Below are 21936 nucleotides of genomic sequence, written 5' to 3' on the forward strand. Positions count from 1 at the left end.
TAGTCCCTGCGATGTGTAGGACCATTCAGCCGTCATCGCGAGCAAGCTCGTTCCCACAAAGTTGACGCTATTCCTGTGGGAGCGAGCTTGCTCGCGATGGCCGTGATGCGGTCGAAAGACTTACTCGGCAGGCAATGCCAAGCGCTGGCCGGCCATCAACAGCGACAAGCGGCTCAGGCTCATCCACGGCGAACCTGCCGCCTGGCCTTTGATTTGAGCGTCGATCCGCTGGGCATCGAGCAGCAGTTGCGCCCAGCGCTGCGCCGAATGGCGTTGCAGGGCTTTACTCATCAGGGGTTTGCGCTTGTCCCAGACGGGCGGTCGGGCCTGGCTGAAGGCTTTGTCCAGCGGCACGCCCTGGCTGTATTGCAGCGACAGGTTGGCCAATAGCCGAAGCTCTCGGGCCAGCGCCCAAAGAATCACCGGTGGTTCGACGCCTTCGCCGCGCAAACCTTCGAGCATGCGTAAGGCATGCGCCGCTTCACCGTTAAGAATGGCATCGGTCAACCCGAAAACATCGAAGCGTGCGCTGTCGGCAACTGCGGCTTGCACCGTTTCGACCGTGATTTGGCCACCTTCAGCCATCAGCTTGAGCTTTTCGATTTCCTGGGCCGCCGCCAGCAGGTTGCCTTCCACCCTTGCCGCGATCAGTTCGACAGCGTCCTGGCTGGCGGCAAGCCCGGCCTGGGACAGGCGTTGACGAATCCACTGCGGCAACTGGTTGGTATCCACCGGCCAGATCTGCACGAACTGGGTCTGCGGGCCTTCGACCAGCGCCTTGCCCCACTTGGTTTTTTGCGCGCTGCCGTCGAGTTTTGGTAGGCTGATCAGCAGCAAGGTATCTTCGGCCGGACGCGAGCAATACTCCATCAGCGCTGCAGCACCTTTGTCGCCCGGTTTGCCGGACGGCAAGCGCAACTCCAGCAGGCGCTTTTCGGCGAACAACGACATGCTGGCGCCGGCTTGCAGCAGCGTACCCCAGTCGAAACTGGCGTCTGCGCTGAATACCTGGCGTTCGTCAAAACCTTGCTGGCGGGCAGCGGAGCGGATGGCGTCGGCGGCTTCCTGACACAGCAGTGGGTCATCGCCACTGATGATGTAAACGGGCGCAAGGGCGCCTTGCAGGTGTTTGCCGAGCTGGGCGGGGGCTAGTTTCATAAGACAGGGCGAACGGGGCGCCGGAGCGCCCCGTACGACTTACTCGGTCGGCACTTGCATAGGAGACTGACGCGGAGTGTTCGCTTCAGCTTTGCGGGCTGCTTCCAGTGCGTCGGCTTCCGCTTTGGCACGGTCATCGGCAGTCTGTTGCAACTGATCAAGCTGAGTCGGCGTGAGCTGTTGCAGGCGCAGCATCATGCGTTGTACCAGGTCGCGACGCATTTCCTTGCGCACTTCGTTGGCTTCCTGGTCGGAGCCAGTGATGTTGTTGCCGTCGTGGATGAAGACCTTCTGCACTTGCAGTTTGTCGTCGAGCAGGGACAGCTTGTTGTGGCCCACGATTTGATAGTTCAGCACGTTGGTCAGCTCATACTCGGCCGAATGGCCACCGCCGGAGTAGCTGAGGCTGCGTTGGCTTTCCTGTTCGTCGGTCAATACCAGCTTGTAAGGTGCACCGGCATAGACTTTGACGCCGCTGCTTTCAAGCACCTGACGCATCAGCGTCACGGTTTCGCCATATGAGTTGCGCGCGCTCAGGTCGAGTTCCTTGATCGCCAGTTCGGCGGTGCCGGTACCGCGCAGTTGGAAGCCGCAGGCGCTCAGCAAAACAGCGAGCCCCATCACCAGCAGATTGCGTTTGATCATCTTGTTGCTCCCCTTGAAACCATGTGGGCCGAGCGTGCGACCCGAAAGGTTCTGTTCGGCGCCAGATATACAATCTGGCGCCTGATCCAATTAGCTAGCGACGATATTGACCAGTTTTCCGGGCACTACGATCACTTTACGAATAGTCAGGCCGTCGACAAAGCGCAGCACGTTTTCATTGGCCCGTGCGGCGGCTTCGACTTCTTCGCGGCTGGCACTGGCCGGCATTTCGATCTGGCCGCGCAGCTTGCCGTTGACCTGAATGACCAGTTGCAGACTGTCTTGAACCAGCGCGCTGTCGTCCAGAACCGGCCAGCCGGCATCGATCACCGGATCGGCGTGACCCAGGCGATGCCACAGCTCATGGCAGATGTGCGGGGTGATCGGGGCCAGGAGCAGGGTCACTGTTTCCAGGCCTTCGTGGATCAGTGCGCGGTCCTGTTCGGTGCCTTGCGCGGCTTTTTCCAGCACGTTCATCAGCGTCATCACCTGAGCGATGGCGGTGTTGAATTTGTGGTTCTGGCCCACGTCGTGGCTGGCCTGTTTGATCGCCTGGTGGATCGAACGGCGAATGGCTTTCTGCTCGTCGTTCAAGGTGGCGACGTCCAGTTTGCCCGGAAGGCCCTGGGTGACGTGCGCTTGAGCGAGACGCCAGACGCGCTTGAGGAAGCGGTGCGAACCTTCTACGCCGGAGTCGGACCATTCCGCGCTCATGTCGGGTGGCGAGGCGAACATCATGAACAGGCGGCAAGTGTCTGCGCCGAACTGATCGATCATCGATTGTGGATCGACGCCGTTGTTCTTCGACTTGGCCATCTTCTCGGTCCCGCCGATTTCCACCGGCAAGCCGTCAGCTTTCAACCTGGCGCTGATGACCTTGGCTTTGCTGTCACGCTCGAGCTCGACGTCCGCCGGGTTGAACCAGGTATAAGCGCCGTTGGCTTCGCGACGATAGTAAGTCTCGGCGATCACCATGCCCTGGGTCAGCAGGTTCTTGAACGGTTCGTTGGAGCTCACCAGACCTTCGTCACGCATCAGCTTGTGGAAGAAGCGCGCGTAGAGCAGGTGCAGGATCGCGTGTTCGATACCGCCGATGTATTGATCCACCGGCAGCCAGTGGTCGGCCGCGGTTTTTTCTACCAGGCCACCTTCATAGTGCGGCGAGGCGTAGCGGGCGTAGTACCACGAGGACTCGACGAAGGTGTCCATGGTGTCGGTTTCACGCTTGGCAGGTGCGCCACATTTCGGGCACGTGCATTCGTAGAACTCGGGCATGCGCGCCAATGGCGAACCGGCACCATCGGGCACGACGTCTTCCGGCAGCACGACAGGCAGTTGGTCTTCCGGCACCGGCACATCACCGCAGGTATCGCAGTGGATGATCGGGATCGGGCAGCCCCAGTAACGCTGGCGGCTGATACCCCAGTCGCGCAGGCGGAACTGGGTGCGCGAGGCACCGAGGCTTTTCTTGATCAGCGCCACTTCGATGGCGTCGAATGCGCCCGCGAAGTCCAGGCCGTCGAACTCGCCGGAGTTGATCAGCGTGCCGTGTTCGCCGTAGGCGTCTTGCCAGGGTGTCGGGTTGCTATCACCGGAGCTGGTGCGCACTACTGATTTAACCGGCAGGTTGTACTTGTGGGCGAATTCGAAATCGCGCTCGTCGTGGGCCGGAACCGCCATTACCGCGCCGTCGCCGTAGTGCATCAGCACATAGTTGGCGACCCATACCGGCAATTTTTCGCCGGTCAGCGGGTGCTCGACGAACAGGCCGGTCGGCAGGCCTTTTTTCTCCTGGGTGGCAACGTCGGCTTCGGCCACGCTGCCGCCTTTGCATTCTGCGATGAACGCTTGCAGCTCAGGGTTGTTCTGCGCGGCCAGGGTCGCCAGGTGATGCTCGGCAGCCACGGCAACGTAGGTCGCGCCCATCAGGGTGTCCGGACGGGTGGTGAAGACTTTCAGTGCGCCCGTTTCGCCGATCGAGTCGACGTTGTACGGGAACTGCACTTCCATGCCGCGGGATTTGCCAATCCAGTTGCGCTGCATGGTTTTGACTTGCTCAGGCCAGCCCGGCAGGTCGTCGAGACTCTCCAGCAGTTCATCCGCGTAAGCGGTGATCTTGAAGTAGTACATCGGGATTTCGCGTTTTTCGATCAGCGCACCGGAACGCCAGCCGCGACCGTCGATCACCTGTTCGTTGGCCAGAACGGTCTGGTCGACCGGGTCCCAGTTCACGGTGCCGTTTTTACGGTAGATCACGCCTTTTTCGAACAGGCGAGTGAACAGCCATTGTTCCCAGCGGTAGTAATCCGGCTTGCAGGTGGTGACTTCGCGCGACCAGTCCACCGCCAGACCCAGGCTGCGCAGCTGGGATTTCATGTAGGCGATGTTTTCGTAGGTCCACTTGGCCGGTGCGACGTTGTTCTTCATCGCGGCGTTTTCCGCCGGCATGCCGAAAGCGTCCCAACCCATGGGTTGCAGGACGTTTTTGCCTTGCATGCGCTGATAGCGGGAGATCACGTCGCCAATGGTGTAGTTGCGCACGTGCCCCATGTGTAGCTTGCCGCTGGGGTAAGGGAACATCGACAGGCAGTAGAACGTCTCCTTGCCTGGCTGTTCACTGACTTCAAAGGACTTTTGCTCGTCCCAGAACGACTGGGCAGCATTTTCGATTTCGCGGGGCTGATAGTGTTCGTGCATGGCTACTTTTGAACTGAATAGGGGTGGCCTAATCCTCTTCAATGCAACGCTGGACGCTGATGACGCCAAAAGTGGCGTTTTCGATGCCCAGCCGAGCTGGAAGTGGAGTTACAGGAAGCGCCGTAGCATACATGACCGCGCTCTACCGAGGGAAACCCTGATTGCGCGTGTAGGGCCGTTGGTCGCGGCACCTGAACGGTTTGCTCAGCGAAGCTAAGCTCTAGATGGGGAGTGAGTCTTATCTTCAATGAGGTGAGGGATGGTTGAGTCACAACGAAAAGTAACAAAACCGGAGTTGTACGAAAAGCTGATAGAGCGCCTGGGGTTGGCCCTGGATGCCGCAAGGACAGCTGGCCGGTTACGCGATGAGCGTCCGGTGGAGCTGGAACTTCGCGGGTTGAGCCGCGCAGAGTTCGAACTGATCATGGCTTATCTGGACCGTAGTGAGCATGAGGCGCAAGGATGCTTGTCATCAGAAGCAGCAGTGAAGCCTAAGGACGTTCCCCGTTCGGCGAAAATTATCTGGTTGCAAGACAAGCTCTCTCGCAGAGACGCGGTAAAGGTCCGGTCCCTGCTGGTCAAGTAAGTGATCAGGAAAATGTTTGTTGCCCCAAGCGGGCGCATGAAGTCGCCCATGATGGCTTTTTGATGAAAAGGCCTTCCATCTTAGTTGTCGCATTGCTTCAACCCACTTAGGCTTCGGGCATCTCTGGAGATGCCCGATGCCTTTTCGTTATTTCGTTAAACAACTTCTTTTGCCGCCCGGCATTTTTCTGCTGTTGCTTGCGCTTGCCTGGTGGTTGCGCCGCTCAAGACCACGCCTTGCGGGGCTGTGTTTTGCCTTGGGCGCCGGTGGGTTCTGGTTGATGAGCTTGCCGGTCGTTGTGCAGTGGAGCGCCAAGGCCCTGGAGCGCGAAGCGCCGCTGGCCCGCAGCGAATGGGCGACTCTGGCCGAGCGCGCGGATGTGATTGTAGTGCTGGGGGCGGGGCGCGAACGCGGCGACCTTGCCTGGGGTTTCGATCAGCCAACGGGTGTGGCGCTGGAGCGCGAGCGCTATGCCGCGCGACTGGCCAAGGCGTCGGGTTTGCCGGTGTTGACCAGCGGTGGTTTGCATTACGGCACGCCGCCCACTGAAGCGAAGTTGATGGCTGATTCGTTACAGGATGATTTTGGGGTCACGGTTCGTTGGCAGGAAGGGCGCAGCCTCACCACGTGGGAAAACGCTCAATTCACCGCCGAAATGCTGGAGCCTTTAGGCTTGAAGCGGGTGGTGGTGGTGACGCAGGCCTGGCATATGCCGCGCAGCGTCTGGAGTTTCGAGCGGTCGGGTTTGACCGTGGTGCCGGCACCGGTGGGTTTTATGGGCACCGATAATGCCGAACCGCTGGGTGGCTGGATGCCGACGTTCAAATCGATCTGGCGATCCGGTCAGTTGTTGAACGAGGTGGTGGGGCAGATCGGGTATTCGATCTTTTACCGCTGAAGATCAAAAGATCGCAGCCAATTGATTGTTCCCATGCTCCCGCGTGGGAATGCTTCCCTGGACGCTCTGCGTCCGCTTTTGTGACGCGGAGCGTCACTGGCTGCATTCCCACGCAGAGCGTGGGAACGATCAACAGACAGTGCTTAAACCGTCTTGGCGATCCGGCTGGCCAGCAGTGCCCAGCCAAACAGCAGCGCGCAAAGGATAAGCAGCGGCCACGAGCGCCATTGCAGGTAAGGCGTCAAGTTGTGCATCGGCACCACGTCGCCGTAGAGAATGCCGCGTTCGAATTGCGGGATCTGCGCGGTGATTTTGCCGAAGGGGTCGATCAGCCCGGTGACACCGTTATTGGTTGCGCGAATCATCCAGCGACCAGCCTCAAGCGCCCGCATCTGCGCCATCTGCAGGTGTTGCAGCGGGCCGATGGAGGTGCCGAACCAGGTGTCGTTGCTGATGGTCAGCAGCAAATCGCTGCGCGCCGAAAGGCTGGCGGCAAATTCCGGGTAGACCACTTCATAGCAGATGAACGGTGCAATCTGATAACCCTTGGCTTGCAACAACGGCTGATCAGCCGGGCCACGGGCGAAATCCGACATCGGCAGATCGAAGAACGCAATCAGGCCACGCAACAGCTCTTGCAGCGGTACGTATTCGCCAAACGGCACCAGTTTCTGCTTGAGGTAAGTGCCCTCGCCTTGGCCAACCACGGTGATGCCATTGTAGAAGCGTTTCTCGTGATGCACTTCCTGGCGGATCGGCACGCCGGTAATCAGTGCCGAATTACGTTCGGCGGCGAAGCCGCCCATCATGTTCAGGTAGCCCTCGGCAGACTCCTTGAGCACCGGGACCGCGGTTTCCGGCCAGATCAGCAGGTCGACACGTTTGGAGCTGAAACTCATGTCGCGGTACAGCGCCAATTGCGCGTTGAGCTGCTCCGGGTCCCACTTCATGCTTTGTTCGATGTTGCCCTGAATCGCCGCGACGCTCAGTGGATTGCCCGAAGGGCTGGTCCAGGCGTGGCCTTTGAGCGACAGGCCGATAACCCAGGGCGCGGCCAGCAACAGAAGGCCAGCGACAATAAAACCTTTGCGTCCAGCCTTGATCAGGCGTGGCAGGTTGTACACAAGCGCGGCGGTCAGGGCCAGGCTGAAGGAAATCAGCCACATGCCGCCCAGTGGCGCCAATCCGGCAAGCGGGCCATCGAGTTGGCTGTAACCGGAATAGAGCCATGGAAAACCGGTGAGGAACCAGCCACGAAACGCTTCCTGACCCACCCACAGCGCTGCAAATGCCAAGGCGTCGGCCAATGGCGCTTCGTTACGGCGCAACCAGCGCGCCCAGAGCCAGGCGGGCAGGGCGAAGAACCAGGCAATCGCGGCGGTGAAAGCCAGCATCAGCAACCCGGCGAGCAGCATCGAAGCGCCGCCAAAGTTGTGGATGCTGTAGTAGATCCAGCTGGTGCCGGCGCCAAACAGACCGAAACCGAAGCACCACCCGCGACCCAGTGCCTGACGAGGTGTCAGTTCACGCAAGCCGGCATAGAAAAATCCGACCGCCAGCAATGCCAACGGCCAGATATCGAATGGCGCCAAGGCCAGGGTGGTGAGTGCACCGGCCGCCACGGCCAGCAGGTTACCGGGCCAGCCGGGGCGGGTGATCCAACGCATGTCAGTCCTTAACGGGCTATAGGGGTCAAGCGCAGCAAGTGAATGCGACGGCTGTCGGCGTTCAGGATGCGGAAGCGATAGGCGCCGATTTCAGTGATTTCATTGCGTTTTGGCAAGTGCCCGAACGCGCTCATCACCAGGCCGCCAACGGTGTCGAATTCGTCGTCGGAGAATTCGCTGTCGAAGAACTCGTTGAAGTTCTCGATCGGCGTCAGGGCCTTGATCAGGAAGTCGCCGCTTGGCAGTGGCTTGATGTAGCTGTCTTCTTCAACGTCGTGCTCGTCTTCGATGTCGCCGACGATTTGCTCGAGCACGTCTTCGATGGTTACCAGGCCCGCCACGCCGCCGTATTCGTCGATGACGATGGCCATGTGGTTATGGTTGGCGCGGAACTCGCGCAGCAACACGTTCAGACGCTTGGACTCGGGCACGAACGTGGCCGGACGCAGCAAATCCTTGATGTTGAAGCTGTCGCCGTTCTCCTTGAGGATCAGCGGCAGCAGGTCCTTGGCCAGCAACACGCCCATGACGTCGTCGTGGCTCTCGCCGATGACCGGATAACGCGAGTGCGCGGACTCAACCACGGCCGGGAGGAATTCACGGGGTGTCTGGGTCGCCTTGATGCTGACCATCTGCGAGCGCGGGACCATGATGTCGCGTACTTGCAGGTCAGCGACCTGGATGGCGCCTTCGACGATGGCCAGCGCTTCGCTGTCCAGCAACTTGTTCTGATGGGCATCACGCAGAAGCTCCAGCAGCTCCTGACGGTTTTTCGGCTCGTGGGCAAAAGCCTGGGTGAGTTTACCCAGCCAGGACTTTTGCCCGTTGCTCGATCGATCTTCGCTCATAGCGATTACTCTGAATCCTTTGTTGTAACGATAGGGGATGTTTCGGTTTCGTCGTCCGCATAAGGGTCAGGATGACCCAGTTCTGCAAGCAACGTTCGTTCCAGTGCTTCCATTTCTTCGGCTTCGTCATCATCTATATGGTCGTAACCAAGCAGATGCAAGCAGCCGTGAATGACCAGATGCGCCCAATGGGCCTTCAAATCCTTGCCTTGCTCGGCAGCCTCGCGCTCGACCACGGCCACGCAGATCACCAGATCGCCCAGCAACGGGATGTCCAGCAATTCATCGGGCACATCGGCAGGGAATGACAGGACGTTAGTCGCGTAATCCTTTTGACGCCACGTGTAGTTCAGCTCGCGGCCTTCTTCCTCGTCGACCAGGCGAATGGTCAATTCGGAGTCGGCGGTGCGCTGACGCAGGGCCAGTTCGCACCATTGGCGGAACTCGGCTTCGCTTGGGGCGGGCGCTTCGGTCGCCAGTTGCAGATCAAGCTCAAGCATCGTGGCGATTGCCCTTTTCGGCGGAAAGCGTTGCAGGTTCGTCAATCAGGCGATTTTCGAAACGCTCGTAGGCTTCGACAATGCGCTGCACCAACGGGTGGCGCACGACGTCTTTGGGTTTGAAGTGGGTAAAGCTGATGCCCGGTACTTCCTTGAGCACGTCGATCACATGAATCAGCCCGGACTTGGTGCCCTTCGGCAGGTCGATCTGGGTGATGTCACCGGTGATGACTGCGGTCGAGCCAAAACCGATCCGTGTCAGGAACATCTTCATCTGTTCGACGGTGGTGTTCTGGCTTTCGTCGAGGATGATGAAGCTGTTATTCAGCGTGCGGCCGCGCATGTAAGCCAGCGGCGCGACTTCGATCACCTGGCGTTCGATCAGCTTGGCGACGTGTTCAAAACCGAGCATTTCGTACAGCGCGTCATACAGCGGGCGCAGGTATGGGTCGATTTTTTGTGCCAGGTCGCCGGGCAGGAAGCCGAGTTTCTCGCCTGCCTCGACCGCTGGACGTACCAGCAGGATGCGGCGGATCTGCTCGCGCTCCAGCGCATCGACTGCGCAGGCAACGGCCAGATAGGTCTTGCCGGTACCGGCCGGGCCGATGCCGAAGTTGATATCGTTGCCGAGGATTTCCTTCACGTAGCGCAGTTGATTCAAGCCGCGAGGGCGAATCATGCCTTTTTTGGTGCGCAGGGCGACTGAGGGTTCGGCGGGCGAATGGTTGTCCATTTCTTCCACGGCCGATTCCTGCAGGAACAGGTGAACCAGGTCTGGCGACAGCTCACTACTCTTGGTTTCACGGTAGAGGCGGCGCAGCAGGTTTTCCGCGGAGATGGTGTGCTTGGGCTCGCCGATCAATTCGAACTGATTGCCGCGATTGCGGATCACGATCGCCAGGCGTTGTTCGATCAAGCGCAAATGCTCGTCGAATTGCCCGCACAGATTGGCGAAGCGATGAGCCTCGAAGGGCTCGAGGATGAAACGATGTGGTTCTATGGGTGCGTTCAAGGTTGTTTTTAGCCGCCCTGGGGCAATGAAGATAAATCAAGGATAACGCCAGAGGCCTGGGTGCGAAAGCTCTTAAACAGGCCAATCTTTTTCGTACGCCTGACGCGGTCTCTGTGGGAGCGAGCTTGCTCGCGATGGGGGCATGCCAGGCCACGCATATGTTGAATGCCGGACCGCAATCGCGAGCAAGCTCGCTCCCACAGGTTATCGTTGCTCCGCACAGGTGTTACAGAATCAGCGAACCGCGCAGCGAGTGCGGCTGGGCGGCGTCGATGTGCACGTCCGCGAACTGGCCGATCAAGGTCGGATTGTCGCAGCGGAAGTTTACGATTCGATTATTCTCGGTCCGGCCTTGCAGTTCGCCCGGGTCTTTTTTCGAGTAGTCGGTCACCAGGATCCGCTGGGTCGAACCGACCATTTGTCGGCTGATCTCGAAACCTTGCTGATTGAGGCGATGTTGCAGGGCGTTCAGGCGTTCTTTTTTCAGCTCTTCCGGCGTTTCGTCGGCCAGGTCGGCGGCCGGGGTGCCCGGGCGCTGGCTGTAGACGAACGAGTAGGAGAAGTCGAAACCGACGTCTTCGATCAGCTTCATGGTCTGTTCGAAGTCTTTTTCAGTCTCGCCGGGGAAGCCGACGATAAAGTCCGAGCTGATGCAAATGCCCGGCACGGCGGCCCGCAGTTTGCGCAGTTTCGACTTGTATTCGAGTGCGGTGTGGTTGCGCTTCATCGCCGCCAGAATCCGGTCCGAACCCGACTGCACCGGCAAATGCAGGTGTTTGACCAGTTCCGGCACTTCGGCGTGGGCCTGGATCAGGCTGTCGGAGAACTCCAGCGGGTGTGACGTGGTGTAGCGGATGCGGTCGATGCCATCGACCGCCGCCACCACGCGGATCAGCTCGGCCAGATCGGCCAGGCGTCCATCGTGAGTCAGGCCGCGATAGCCGTTGACGTTCTGCCCCAGCAGGGTGACTTCACGCACGCCGTTCTCGGCCAGGTGAATGATCTCGGCAATCACGTCATCGAACGGTCGGCTGACTTCTTCGCCGCGGGTATAGGGCACTACGCAGAAGGTGCAGTACTTGCTGCAACCTTCCATCACCGACACATAGGCGCTTGGGCCGTCGATGCGCGGTTCCGGCAGGTGGTCGAACTTTTCGATTTCCGGGAACGAGACGTCGACTTGCGGCAGCTTGGTCAGTCGGGCGGCGTCGATCATTTCCGGCAGGCGGTGCAGGGTCTGCGGGCCGAAGACCACGTCGACATAGGGCGCGCGGTCGCGGATTGCCGCACCTTCCTGGCTGGCCACGCAACCGCCGACGGCGATGACCATTTCCGGGTTGGCGAGCTTCAGTTCGCGCCAGCGGCCAAGCTGGGAATACACCCGGTCCTGGGCGCGTTCGCGAATCGAGCAGGTGTTGAGCAGGATGACATCCGCGTCTTCGGCGCGCGCCGTCACTTCCAGGGCCTGATGTTCGCCCAGCAGATCAACCATGCGCGAGCTGTCGTACTCGTTCATCTGGCAACCGTGGGTTTCGATATAAAGCTTCTTGGCCATGGACGGAGTCATCACGTGATTCAAAGAACCGCGCATTATAGGGAACAAGTCCCCAGGTTCCTACCGTCGTGCGTCCAGCGGCTATGCTATAGTTCGCGCCCTCATTTTTATCCCTCGATGTGTTGCTCGCCCACCATGACCAAACGTGAAGCTCCAATCTACAAGGTGATTTTCCTCAACCAGGGCCAGGTGTTCGAAATGTACGCCAAGCAGATCTATCAAAGTGATCTGTGGGGCTTTCTGGAAGTGGAAGAGTTCGTCTTTGGCGAGCGCACGCAAGTGGTCGTCGATCCGAGCGAAGAGAAGCTCAAGGCTCAGTTCGAAGGCGTGGTGCGCAGTTTTGTGCCGATGCATTCGATTGTGCGCATCGACGAAGTCGAGCGCATGGGCACCCCGAAAATCAGCGAAGCCCGTGGCGCGGTCGGCAATGTCATGCCGTTTCCGATGCCGATGCCTGAGAAGTAAGCCTTAAAACCGAGTTGCCCCCATCGCGAGCAAGCTCGCTCCCACATTTGATTTGTGCAACAACACAATCCACTGTGGGAGCGAGCTTGCTCGCGATGGGGCCAGTCAGGCCGATAGAGAAGTCAGGGAAGCGGCGAGAACGGCGTACGCCCATCCGCGCTTTGCAGTTCCATCAGGTATTTACGGAAAATTTGCCCCAGCACCTGGGTGGCGACTTCCAGTTCATCGCGTTGCATGTGCTCGGCGACTTCGTCGGCGGTGTCCAGCGCATCTTCCGCGCCGTTGACCGCGGCCATTTTCAGCACGATATACGCCTGAACGTTATTGGCCGGCACGCCTTCGCCATGGAAGAACATGATGCCGAGTTTGAATTGCGCCTGAGCGTGGCCTTGCAGCGAAGCTTTTTCGAAGTAGCTCAGGGCTTGATTGAGGTCGCGCGGTACGCGTTTGCCTTCGTAGTAGAACTCGCCCAACTCGTATTGCGCTTCCGCATCCCCGGCGTCCGACGCTTTCTGGCAGGCGGCGAGCGCCTCCTTCAGGTCTTCAGGCTGGGTATTGAGGGTGCAACGACCCATCGCTGGGATCAACAACGAGTTGCCGCCTGCTTGTGCGTGCGCGAGCAGGGGCTGAAGGAGCAACAGGCAGCCCAGTGCAAGGGCGCGGCCGGTGCGGTTCATGGGAATCGACTTACCTCTGAAGGGCGCGCGGACCCGTCGAGGGATCCAATAAGCGCGCATTATGAAATAAGCAGGACCCACCTTACAAAGTCTTTACTCGTTTTTCTGCCGCGCGGGGATTATATCTGCCGCTTTTGGGGGAATTATCAGTGTTGCGTAAGAAATAAGGTAGGCATGTAGGATAAAGCTGACGCCGACAATCGTCGACGTCAGCGTCTATCGCTTACTTCAATGCTGCGAATGCACGTTCAGCGGCGTCCAGCGTCAGTTTCAACTCGGCTTCGCCGTGAGCGATCGAGGTGAAACCGGCTTCGAAAGCGCTCGGTGCCAGGTAAACGCCACCTTCGAGCATCAGGTGGAAGAAGCGTTTGAACAGGTTGGCATCGCTGGCCATCACGTCATCGAAGGTCACGATGTCGTCGGCTCCGCTGAAGTACAGGCCAAACATGCCGCCGGCCTGGGTGGTCACGAACGGGATGCCTGCAGCATCGGCACGTTGTTGCAGGCCATCGAGCAGGCGACTGGTGTACTCGCTGAGTTCGGCGTGGAAGCCCGGGCGGCTGATCAGGCGCAGGGTGGTCAGGCCGGCAGCCATGGCCAGCGGGTTACCCGACAGGGTGCCTGCCTGGTAAACCGGGCCCAGCGGTGCGATGTGCGACATGATTTCGCGTTTGCCACCGAAGCAGCCGACGGGCATGCCGCCACCGATGATCTTGCCGAAGGTGCTCAGGTCCGGGGTTACGCCGTAGTGCGCCTGGGCACCACCGAGGGCGACGCGGAAACCGGTCATCACTTCGTCGAAAATCAGCACCACGCCGTGTTGGTCACACAGGGTGCGCAGGCCTTCGAGGAAACCTGGCGCTGGCGGCACGCAGTTCATGTTGCCCGCCACGGGCTCGACGATGATGCACGCCACTTCCTGGCCGACTTCGGCGAGCATTTTTTCAACCGCGTCGATGTCGTTGAATGGCAGCGTCAGGGTGTGTTTGGCGAAGGCCGCAGGAACCCCGGCAGAGCTTGGCACGCCTTGGGTCAGCAGGCCGGAACCGGCTTTCACCAACAGGCTGTCGGAGTGGCCGTGGTAGCAACCTTCGAACTTGATGATGCTGTCGCGGCCGGTGAAACCACGGGCCAGGCGAATGGCGCTCATGGTCGCCTCGGTGCCGGAACTGACCATACGGACCATTTCCATCGACGGCACGATCGAGCAGACCAGGTCGGCCATCTCGGTTTCCATCGCGGTCGGGGCGCCGTAGGACAGGCCGTGTTCAAGCTGCTTGCGCACCGCATCCAGCACGTCCGGGTGGCTGTGGCCGAGAATCATCGGGCCCCAGGAACCGACGTAGTCGACATAACGCTTGTCGTCTTCGTCCGTGACATAGGCACCTTCGGCGTGCTTGAAGAACAACGGCGTACCGCCGACGCTCTTGAACGCACGCACAGGCGAGTTCACGCCGCCGGGAATGTGTTTCTGGGCATTGGCAAACAGGGTTTCGGAACGAGACATGATCGGGCTCTTTAAGAAGTCAGAAATTGAACAGGTCATTGAAGGCGCGAGCGCGGCGCGTCACTTCTTGAGTTGTGTCGGCACCAAACAGCCCGTGAACCACAGCCAGCAGATCAACCCCGTGGGCCACCAGCGGGGCGGCGTTGTCGAGGGTGATGCCGCCGATCGCGCAGATCGGCAGGTGCAGTTTGCTGCGGGCCTGATCGAGCAGTTCGAGACTGCAGGTCGGCGCACCGGGCTTGGTGTTGGAGTTGAAGAAGCGGCCGAAGGCGACGTAACTGGCGCCTTCCTTTGCCGCTTGTTCGGCGAGTTCGAGTTGTGCGTGGCAGGTCGAACCGATGATTGCCTGTCGACCCAGTAGCGAGCGGGCCGGGGTGAGTGGGCCGTCGGTCTGTCCCAGGTGTACACCGACGCCCAGACGCGCGGCCAATTCGGCGTCGTCATTGATGATCAGCTGGGTCTTGTAGCGCCCGCACAGGTCATGCAGGGCTTCGGCCTCGCGCAGTCGGCGGGCCTCGTCGCTGCTTTTGTCGCGGTACTGCAGCAAGGTGACGCCGCCGTCCAGCGCAGCCTCCACGTAAGGCAGGAACTTGCCGGCCAGCAGTTGGCTGTCGGTAATGGCGTACAGGCCACGTAATTTCATCGTGCAGGCCTCATGGCGTTACGAACAAAAATCCAGCGGCAGACGGCGTGGCACGAACTGGCCTTTGCCCAGCTGTTCGGCGTCTCGCAGGGTGCGCCACGTGTAGTTGAGCGCCGACTGTACCGCGCTGGCGAGGTGTTCGCCTTGGGCCAGGCGTCCGGCCAGGGCGCTGGCCAAGGTGCAGCCCGAACCGTGATAACTGCCGGGCAGACGCTGACACGTGTAGGTATGGCGGCTGCCGTCGCGGCTGTACAGGCGATTATGCACTTCGTGTTCGTCGCCATGACCACCGGTGATCAGCAGGTGTTTGACGTAAGGCAGGAGTTTTTCTGCGCATTCATCGGCCGTGCCTTCGGGCAGTTCGGCAAGGATGCGCGCTTCAGGGAGGTTAGGGGTGGCGATGATCGCCAGTGGCAGCAGGCGCTCGCGCATGGCATAGCCGACCTCGTCCTTGCCCAGTCGTCCGCCACCGCCGGCGCGCAGCACCGGGTCACAGACCACTGGCAAATGCGGATGCGCCTGAAGCAGTTCGACGACGGTGTCGACCATTTCCAGTGAACCGAGCATGCCCAGCTTGACCGCCGCGACCGTCGAGTCGTTGAGCACGGCGTTGGCTTGTGCCAGCACCCACTCACGGTCGAGAACGCGGAAGTCGCTCACGTTGACCGTGTCTTGCACAGTCAGCGCGGTAACTGCCGGAGCAGCATGACAACCCTGAGCGAGCAGGGCTTCGATATCTGCCTGCAAGCCGGCGCCACCACTTGGGTCGTGGCCGGAGAGACAGAGGACAACGGGGCGAGAGCTGTAGATATTCATGGTGCGCGAGCTTACCACCAAACATCTTTTTTCGGTGTGCCGACCGATAACCATAACTCGGTCTCTGTAGCAGCTGCCGAAGGCTGCGTTCGGCCGCGAAGCGGTCGTAAACCTGCGTCCACGGTTCACCTGATATAGCGCAGTGCCTGATTTCACGACTGCTGCGCAGCCGAACGCAGCCTTCGGCAGCTGCTACAGGGGAGTGCAACCTTGTCACAATCTGACCGACTCAATAATCCCGGTTCTGTTAATTGCTCTGAAAGGCCCGTTCTAGAGCCTTTAGACTAAATTTTTCAATGGTGTTCAATGGCCATCAACGGCTATGCTAGAGTGGATCCAAACCAATAACAGGTAATGCCGGTTTTACGTCTACTCAAAGGGAATGGGGGGCTTCCTGACACAACCGGACTGGCCACGCTGGGGCTTTATGCGCTATTTGCTGATGTTGCTGTTGAGCTTGCCGATGTTGGCGGCCGCAGCCGATTTTGATGAGCTCACCCAAAGCCTCCCCTTGGGACGAGTCATGCAGGTGTACGAAGATGTCGCCGGCACTGCATCCATCGCCGATGTACGCGCGCAAGCGGCGGCCGGCAACTTCAAGACCCACGACAAAGACACGTTGAACGCCGGTTATTCGCATTCGGCGTTTTGGCTCAAAGTCGATCTGCACTACCGCCCGAACAACCCCGACGTTCAACGCCGATGGTTGCTGGAGCTGGCTTATCCGCCGATGGACCATATCGACCTCTACCTGCCGGACAGCACCGGTGAATATCGATTGGTCAGTCGTACTGGCGATACCTTGCCGTTCGCCAGTCGCCAGGTTCGGCAAAACAACTACCTGTTCAAACTGGACTTCGTCCCCGATCAGCGCGAAACGCTGTACTTGCGCCTGCAAAGCGAGGGTTCGATCCAGGCGCCACTGACCCTTTGGTCGAGCACCGCCTATCTGGAAGACCAGCCCTTGCGCCTGTATGTGCTGGGGCTGATTTACGGCGTACTGCTCGGGATGCTGGTCTACAACCTGTTCATCTACCTGAGCGTGCGTGACACCAGTTACCTCTACTACATCTTCTATATCGCCTCGTTCGGCCTCTATCAGCTGTCGGTCAATGGCGCGGCAGTCGAGTATTTCTGGCCGAACAACCCGTGGTGGGCCAACGCCTCGACGCCGTTCTTCATTGGTTGCGCCGCACTGTTCGGCAGCCAGTTCGCTCGCAGATTCCTGCAGACGGCCAGCTGCAGTCGCTGGCTCGATCGCCTGCTGTTGGTGTTGATTGCGTGCAGCGCGGTAGTAGTCGGGTTGTCGTTGATGACCAGCTACGCCCTGGCCCTGCGCTTGGCGACAGCATTGGCGTTGATCTTTACCGTGGTGATTTTCGTCGCCGGGATTTTCGCCTGGTGGCGCGGCCTGCGGGTGGCGCGCTACTTCATCATTGCCTGGTCGGCGTTTCTGCTCGGCGGTGTCGTCAATACATTGATGGTGCTCGGCTATCTGCCCAACGTGTTCCTGACCATGTATGCCAGTCAGATCGGCTCGGCGATTGAGGTCGCACTGCTGTCGCTGGCCCTGGCCGACCGGATCAACGCCATGCGCGAGCAGCAGGCACAGACGCTGTTTGACGCCGGGCAGAAGCTCGAGGTGTTGAACCAGCAACTGGCCCGCAGTAACCAACTGAAGGATGAATTTCTCGCGACGCTGACCCACGAACTGCGCACCCCCATGAACGGTGTGATCGGTTCACTGGAGTTGATGCAGACCGTCGACCTCGACCCGGAGCTTGAGCAGTATCAACAAACGGCTGCCGGTTCGGCGCGGGACATGATGCGCATGGTCAACGGCATTTTGACCCTGACTGAATTGCAGGCCGGCCGACTCAAGGTGTACCCCGAAGCGTTCAGCTTGCGCGCGATGCTCGAGACTTTGCAGCAACAGTTCGCCGCCAACGCCGCGAGCAAGGCCCTGGACTTCAAGGTTGATCTGACCCCTGGGCTACCTGACCGTTTGCACGGTGACAGCGCCAAGCTGGCGCAAAGTCTGGAGTGCTTGCTGGATAACGCAATCAAGTTCACCCGGGTAGGTGGACTGGCCTTGCGGGTCAGCGGCAAGTTTGCCGAAGAGGGGCGTCTGGCGCTGTCTTTCGCGGTGATCGACACCGGCATCGGCTTCACCGATCTGGGTGAAGCCACGCTGTATCAGCGGTTCTTCCAACTCGACGGCTCGATGACTCGCGAATACGGTGGGCTGGGTGTCGGTCTGGCGATTTGTCGGCAATTGGTCGAACTGCTTGGCGGGCGTTTGACCCATCGCTCCGAGCCCGGACGCGGTAGCCGCTTTCAGCTTGATGTCGAGTTCGACGTGGTGAATGTCATGCAACCGGTTGTTGTTCCATCGCGCCAGGTTCACGGTAGCGTCCGTTTGCGCGCACCGCAGGATTGCACGGTGTTGCTGGTCGACGACAACAGCATCAATCAGTTGGTGGTGCGTGGCATGTTGCTCAAACTCGGCTATCGGGTTCGCAGCGCCGACAGCGGTGAGGCCGCGCTGGAGTTTCTGCGTCGCGAGCCGTTTGATGCGGTGCTGATCGACTGCCCGTTGCCGCTGCTCGACGGACTGTCGATCGACAGCCAGATCCGCGCACTGCCCGGTTATGCCGAGTTGCCGGTGCTGGCGGCGGTGGTCTCGGTACAGGGGCTGGATCTCGAGCGGGGATTGACTGATTACCTCAGCAAGCCGGTGAAATTCGAAGAGTTGCAAGCGACGCTCTATCGTCGGGTGCTTTGTCCGAAACAAGGTGAAAGCGCCGATATTTAGGCGGATATGCCACTTTGTTCGGTGGGGAGGCGGTGCTTAACTGAAGGTCTCAGTTGACCCAAGGAGGCCCCGCGATGAACCTGCATCAGTTCGCCGAAACCCACCAAGTCACCAATCAGCCGCCATCGCTGGATGGGACCAACCTCTACCGCATCGACCTGCCGTTGCAAGAGTGGGCACGGCGTTTCGGGGCGGCTTGGGCTGACGCGCGCATCGATGCGTACGGCGCTTTGGCCGGTGGTCCGTTGATGGAGGCGGGGTTCCTGGCCAACCAGTACAAGCCGGTTTTCAGCAGCCATGATCGTTACGGCCACCGCATCGATCTGGTGGAGTTTCACCCGGCCTACCATGAACTCATGCGTACAGCTGTTGAGCACGGCTTGACCTCCTTGCCCTGGACCGATCCGCAGTCCGGCGCCCATGTTGCCCGCGCGGCCATGAGCTACCTGCACAGCCAGGCCGAAGCCGGCAGCGGCTGCCCGCTGACCATGACCTTCGCCAGTGTCCCGGCATTGCGCCTGCAACCGGACATCGCCAAACAGTGGCTGCCTAAAATTCTCGCCACCGAGTATGACCCGCGCAATGTCGGCATGGCCCACAAGGCGGGCGTCACTATCGGCATGGCAATGACTGAGAAACAGGGCGGCACCGACGTTCGGGCCAACACCACCAAGGCGTACCCGGTCGGCGCTGCGGGGCCGGGCCAGGCCTATGAACTGGTGGGGCACAAATGGTTCTGCTCGGCGCCGATGTGCGACGCCTTCCTGACCCTGGCGCAAACCGACAAGGGTCTGACCTGTTTCCTGCTGCCACGTCATCGCCCGGATGACACGCGCAACCAGTTCTACATCCAGCGGCTGAAAAACAAACTCGGCAATTGCTCCAATGCCTCCAGCGAAGTCGAGTTCCGTGGCGCGTTGGCGTGGATGATCGGCGAAGAAGGGCGCGGCGTGCCGACCATCATCGAGATGGTGGCCATGACCCGCTTCGATTGCATGGTCGGCTCCAGCGCCCTGATGCGTCAGGCATTGACCCAGGCCAGCCATCACTGCGCCCATCGGATGGTTGGCGGTAAATTGCTCAGCGAGCAGCCGCTGATGCAAAACGTGCTCGCCGACCTGGCGCTGGAAAGTGAAGCGGCGCTGGCGTTGAGCCTGCGCATGGGTCGGGCGCTGGATCACCTTGATGACACTCAGGAAGCCAAGTTCGCCCGATTAGTCACGGCAGTGGGTAAATACTGGATCTGCAAACGTGCGCCGGCCATGATCAACGAAGCCGCCGAATGCATGGGTGGTGCGGGTTACGTCGAAGAAAGCATCTTGCCGCGCCTGTACCGTGAGGCGCCAGTGAACTCGACATGGGAAGGTTCTGGCAACGTTCAATGCCTTGACGTGTTGCGAGCGCTGTCGAAGGAGCCGGGCGTGCTCGATGCGCTGTTCAGCGAGCTGGGCGATGGTCATGGCGACAAGCGTCTGGCCGCACACATCAGCCAGTTGCAGGCGGCGTTCAAGGACACCGATGACATTCAGTATCGCGCTCGACAGCTGACCGAAGACATCGCCCTGGGTCTGCAAGCCAAGCTGTTGCTCGAAGCCGGCAACGCCGCCGTCAGCGATGCGTTCATCGCCAGCCGGTTGGGAACGGCCGGCCGGGTCTACGGCACCTTGCCGCGTGGTCTGGATGTAGAAGCAATTGTTGCGCGGTCGACCCCGCAGGGCTTCTGATCACCAATTCATGAACACCACCGAACCAGTGTGGGAGCGAGCTTGCTCGCGATGACTGAGCAACATTCAACATGGATGTCGACTGTCACGCCGCTATCGCGAGCAAGCTCGCTCCCACACTGGACCTCATTGCATCGCCGTTTGTGGTCACCCAGCACTCCGGTGTTTCCGTGAAGCGATGTTGCAGGCAAGATGAAGGCCTGCAAGTCAGAACACAGGAAGCTGATCGTGACCGAAGCCTTTATTGTCGTTCAAACCGCCGAACAAGCCGTCGATCGGCTTGCCGCTCTGCACGAGCGGGCCACCACGGCGTTGAGTCAGGCGCTCAAGCGTTATCTCAAGGACCGCATCGAACCCGACGCCGAACAGCGTGCGATGTTTCGTTATCCGGAATTACGCCTGACCTACCTTTGCCAAGGCGAAGTCCCACAGACCACGCGGGCTTACGCCAAGGTCCAGTTGCCGGGGACCTACAGCGTCACCGTCACCCATCCGGCGGCTTTCCGTAAGTATTTGCTGGAGCAACTGGTGCCGCTGATGCACGACTTCACCGTGACGGTGGAAGTCGGCGTCAGTGAGCAGAACATCCCGTATCCGTACGTGGTCGAGCAGGGCGATGAACTGGCGGGCTCCGGCGTCACCGCTGCGGTGCTGGCGCGAGTGTTCCCGAGCACCGATTTGTCGGCTGCCACCGATGGCATTGCCGATGGTTTGTACGATTGGGAAAACACCGATCCGTTGCCGTTGGCGTTGTTCGATGCAGCGCGGGTGGATTTCTCCTTGCGCCGTCTGGTGCACTACACCGGCAGCGACTGGCGCCATGTCCAGCCGTGGATCCTGCTGACCAACTACCACCGTTATGTCGACCAGTTCATCACCCATGGCCTGGAGCAACTGCGCACTGATCCGCGTTTTGTGCGCATGGTCTTGCCAGGTAACGTGATCATAGAAAAGAGCATGGATCACGGCGAAGCGTCTTCCATTGCCGCAGGCGTGGTCTGGCACCGTTATCAAATGCCGGCCTATCACCTGCAAGCGTCTGATGGCCACGGCGTCACCCTGGTGAACATTGGTGTCGGCCCGTCCAACGCCAAGAACATCACCGACCATTTGGCCGTGTTGCGCCCGCATTGCTGGCTGATGATCGGTCACTGCGGTGGCCTGCGGCAGTCGCAGACCATCGGTGACTACGTGCTGGCTCACGCGTACATGCGTCGCGACGGGATTCTCGACCGGGTGGTACCGCCGAACATTCCGATTCCGGCCCTGGCCGAAGTGCAGCTTGCGCTTCAGCAGGCGGCAGCCAACGTCACCGGCGAAAAGGGCGATGACCTGAAAAAACGCCTGCGCACCGGCACCGTGCTGACCTACGACGACCGTAACTGGGAATTGCGCTGGGCTCAGGAGCGTCCGTTGATCAACCTGTCTCGCGCGGTTGCCGTGGACATGGAAAGCGGCACCATCGCTGCGCAAGGCTATCGTCTGCGCGTGCCGTACGGCACCTTGCTGTGTGTGTCGGACAAGCCGCTGCACAGCGAAATCAAGTTGCCAGGTTCGGCCAACGCCTTCTATGAGCGTGCGGTCAGCCAGCACTTGAAGATCGGTATCGCGGCGGTGGATCTGTTGCGCACCGAGCTCAACTCGTTGCACTCGCGCAAACTGCGCAGCTTCGACGAGCCGCCGTTCCGCTGATTGGATGGTGGTTATTTAACGGTCGGGCCAC

At 60.1% G+C, this 21936-nt stretch carries 18 protein-coding genes; 6 read left to right on the plus strand and 12 right to left on the minus strand.

The window, feature by feature from the left end; all coding sequences use genetic code 11:
• Positions 1 to 120: 120 nt before the first annotated feature.
• The 3 genes from holA to leuS form a co-directional block, all read right to left on the minus strand.
• The gene (holA, locus tag AC1DIG_RS19000) at positions 121 to 1158 is read right to left on the minus strand and encodes a DNA polymerase III subunit delta (protein WP_477768532.1); all 1038 of its coding nucleotides are present in this window, start codon (positions 1156 to 1158) and stop codon (positions 121 to 123) included.
• 39 nt (positions 1159 to 1197) lie between these two features.
• Positions 1198 to 1803, minus strand: coding sequence for an LPS-assembly lipoprotein LptE (locus AC1DIG_RS19005; RefSeq protein ID WP_477768533.1), 606 nt, complete (start codon positions 1801 to 1803; stop codon positions 1198 to 1200).
• A 90-nt stretch (positions 1804 to 1893) separates the two neighbouring features.
• The gene (gene leuS, locus AC1DIG_RS19010; protein ID WP_477768534.1) at positions 1894 to 4500 is read right to left on the minus strand and encodes a leucine--tRNA ligase; all 2607 of its coding nucleotides are present in this window, start codon (positions 4498 to 4500) and stop codon (positions 1894 to 1896) included.
• A gap of 259 nt (positions 4501 to 4759) precedes the next feature.
• On the opposite strand from leuS, the gene AC1DIG_RS19015 reads away from it, so the two are divergent.
• Positions 4760 to 5086: a hypothetical protein gene (locus AC1DIG_RS19015; RefSeq protein WP_477768535.1), complete on the plus strand. Its 327-nt coding sequence runs from the start codon at positions 4760 to 4762 to the stop codon at positions 5084 to 5086.
• Between the two features lie 136 nt (positions 5087 to 5222).
• The gene (locus tag AC1DIG_RS19020) at positions 5223 to 5984 is read left to right on the plus strand and encodes a YdcF family protein (protein WP_477768536.1); all 762 of its coding nucleotides are present in this window, start codon (positions 5223 to 5225) and stop codon (positions 5982 to 5984) included.
• A 143-nt stretch (positions 5985 to 6127) separates the two neighbouring features.
• On the opposite strand, the gene lnt is transcribed toward AC1DIG_RS19020, so the two are convergent.
• The 5 genes from lnt to miaB all read right to left on the minus strand — a co-directional run bounded on the left by lnt (position 6128) and on the right by miaB (position 11566).
• On the minus strand, positions 6128 to 7651 hold the full coding sequence (gene lnt, locus AC1DIG_RS19025; RefSeq protein ID WP_477768537.1) for an apolipoprotein N-acyltransferase: 1524 nt from the start codon (positions 7649 to 7651) through the stop codon (positions 6128 to 6130).
• Positions 7652 to 7659: 8 nt separating this feature from the next.
• Positions 7660 to 8499 carry an HlyC/CorC family transporter gene (locus AC1DIG_RS19030; RefSeq protein ID WP_019691823.1) on the minus strand — a complete coding sequence of 280 codons (840 nt, stop codon included), beginning with the start codon at positions 8497 to 8499 and terminating at the stop codon, positions 7660 to 7662.
• Positions 8500 to 8504: 5 nt separating this feature from the next.
• Positions 8505 to 8999 (minus strand): rRNA maturation RNase YbeY, encoded by a 495-nt coding sequence (gene ybeY / locus AC1DIG_RS19035; protein WP_477768538.1) that lies wholly within the window; start codon positions 8997 to 8999, stop codon positions 8505 to 8507.
• A complete protein-coding gene (locus AC1DIG_RS19040) occupies positions 8992 to 10011 on the minus strand; it encodes a PhoH family protein (RefSeq protein WP_477768539.1) in 1020 nt (339 codons plus the stop codon). The genes ybeY and AC1DIG_RS19040 overlap by 8 nt, the downstream gene beginning before the upstream one ends.
• Positions 10012 to 10237: 226 nt before the next feature.
• Positions 10238 to 11566: a tRNA (N6-isopentenyl adenosine(37)-C2)-methylthiotransferase MiaB gene (gene miaB / locus AC1DIG_RS19045; RefSeq protein ID WP_477768540.1), complete on the minus strand. Its 1329-nt coding sequence runs from the start codon at positions 11564 to 11566 to the stop codon at positions 10238 to 10240.
• A 135-nt stretch (positions 11567 to 11701) separates the two neighbouring features.
• On the opposite strand from miaB, the gene AC1DIG_RS19050 reads away from it, so the two are divergent.
• Positions 11702 to 12031, plus strand: coding sequence for a DUF1820 family protein (locus AC1DIG_RS19050; RefSeq protein WP_008052403.1), 330 nt, complete (start codon positions 11702 to 11704; stop codon positions 12029 to 12031).
• Positions 12032 to 12153: 122 nt separating this feature from the next.
• On the opposite strand, the gene AC1DIG_RS19055 is transcribed toward AC1DIG_RS19050, so the two are convergent.
• From AC1DIG_RS19055 to AC1DIG_RS19070, 4 genes are all read right to left on the minus strand, one after another.
• Complete coding sequence (locus tag AC1DIG_RS19055; RefSeq protein WP_019691827.1) at positions 12154 to 12708, minus strand: tetratricopeptide repeat protein; 555 nt, start codon at positions 12706 to 12708, stop codon at positions 12154 to 12156.
• A gap of 223 nt (positions 12709 to 12931) precedes the next feature.
• Positions 12932 to 14215 carry a glutamate-1-semialdehyde 2,1-aminomutase gene (gene hemL, locus AC1DIG_RS19060; protein WP_477768541.1) on the minus strand — a complete coding sequence of 428 codons (1284 nt, stop codon included), beginning with the start codon at positions 14213 to 14215 and terminating at the stop codon, positions 12932 to 12934.
• Positions 14216 to 14234: 19 nt separating this feature from the next.
• On the minus strand, positions 14235 to 14858 hold the full coding sequence (gene thiE / locus AC1DIG_RS19065) for a thiamine phosphate synthase (RefSeq protein WP_477768542.1): 624 nt from the start codon (positions 14856 to 14858) through the stop codon (positions 14235 to 14237).
• Positions 14859 to 14876: 18 nt separating this feature from the next.
• Positions 14877 to 15674, minus strand: a complete 798-nt coding sequence (locus AC1DIG_RS19070) for a hydroxymethylpyrimidine/phosphomethylpyrimidine kinase (RefSeq protein WP_019691830.1) — start codon at positions 15672 to 15674, stop codon at positions 14877 to 14879.
• Between the two features lie 427 nt (positions 15675 to 16101).
• Between AC1DIG_RS19070 and AC1DIG_RS19075 the strand changes: the two genes are divergently transcribed.
• The 3 genes from AC1DIG_RS19075 (at position 16102) to amn (ending at position 21905) form a co-directional block, all read left to right on the plus strand.
• Positions 16102 to 18489 carry a 7TM diverse intracellular signaling domain-containing protein gene (locus tag AC1DIG_RS19075; RefSeq protein WP_477768543.1) on the plus strand — a complete coding sequence of 796 codons (2388 nt, stop codon included), beginning with the start codon at positions 16102 to 16104 and terminating at the stop codon, positions 18487 to 18489.
• A 74-nt stretch (positions 18490 to 18563) separates the two neighbouring features.
• Positions 18564 to 20213 (plus strand): acyl-CoA dehydrogenase family protein, encoded by a 1650-nt coding sequence (locus AC1DIG_RS19080; RefSeq protein ID WP_477768544.1) that lies wholly within the window; start codon positions 18564 to 18566, stop codon positions 20211 to 20213.
• A gap of 192 nt (positions 20214 to 20405) precedes the next feature.
• Positions 20406 to 21905 (plus strand): AMP nucleosidase, encoded by a 1500-nt coding sequence (amn, locus tag AC1DIG_RS19085; protein ID WP_477768545.1) that lies wholly within the window; start codon positions 20406 to 20408, stop codon positions 21903 to 21905.
• Positions 21906 to 21936: the final 31 nt, after the last annotated feature.

The sequence above is a fragment of the Pseudomonas sp. 05N431 genome (genome assembly GCF_056397005.1).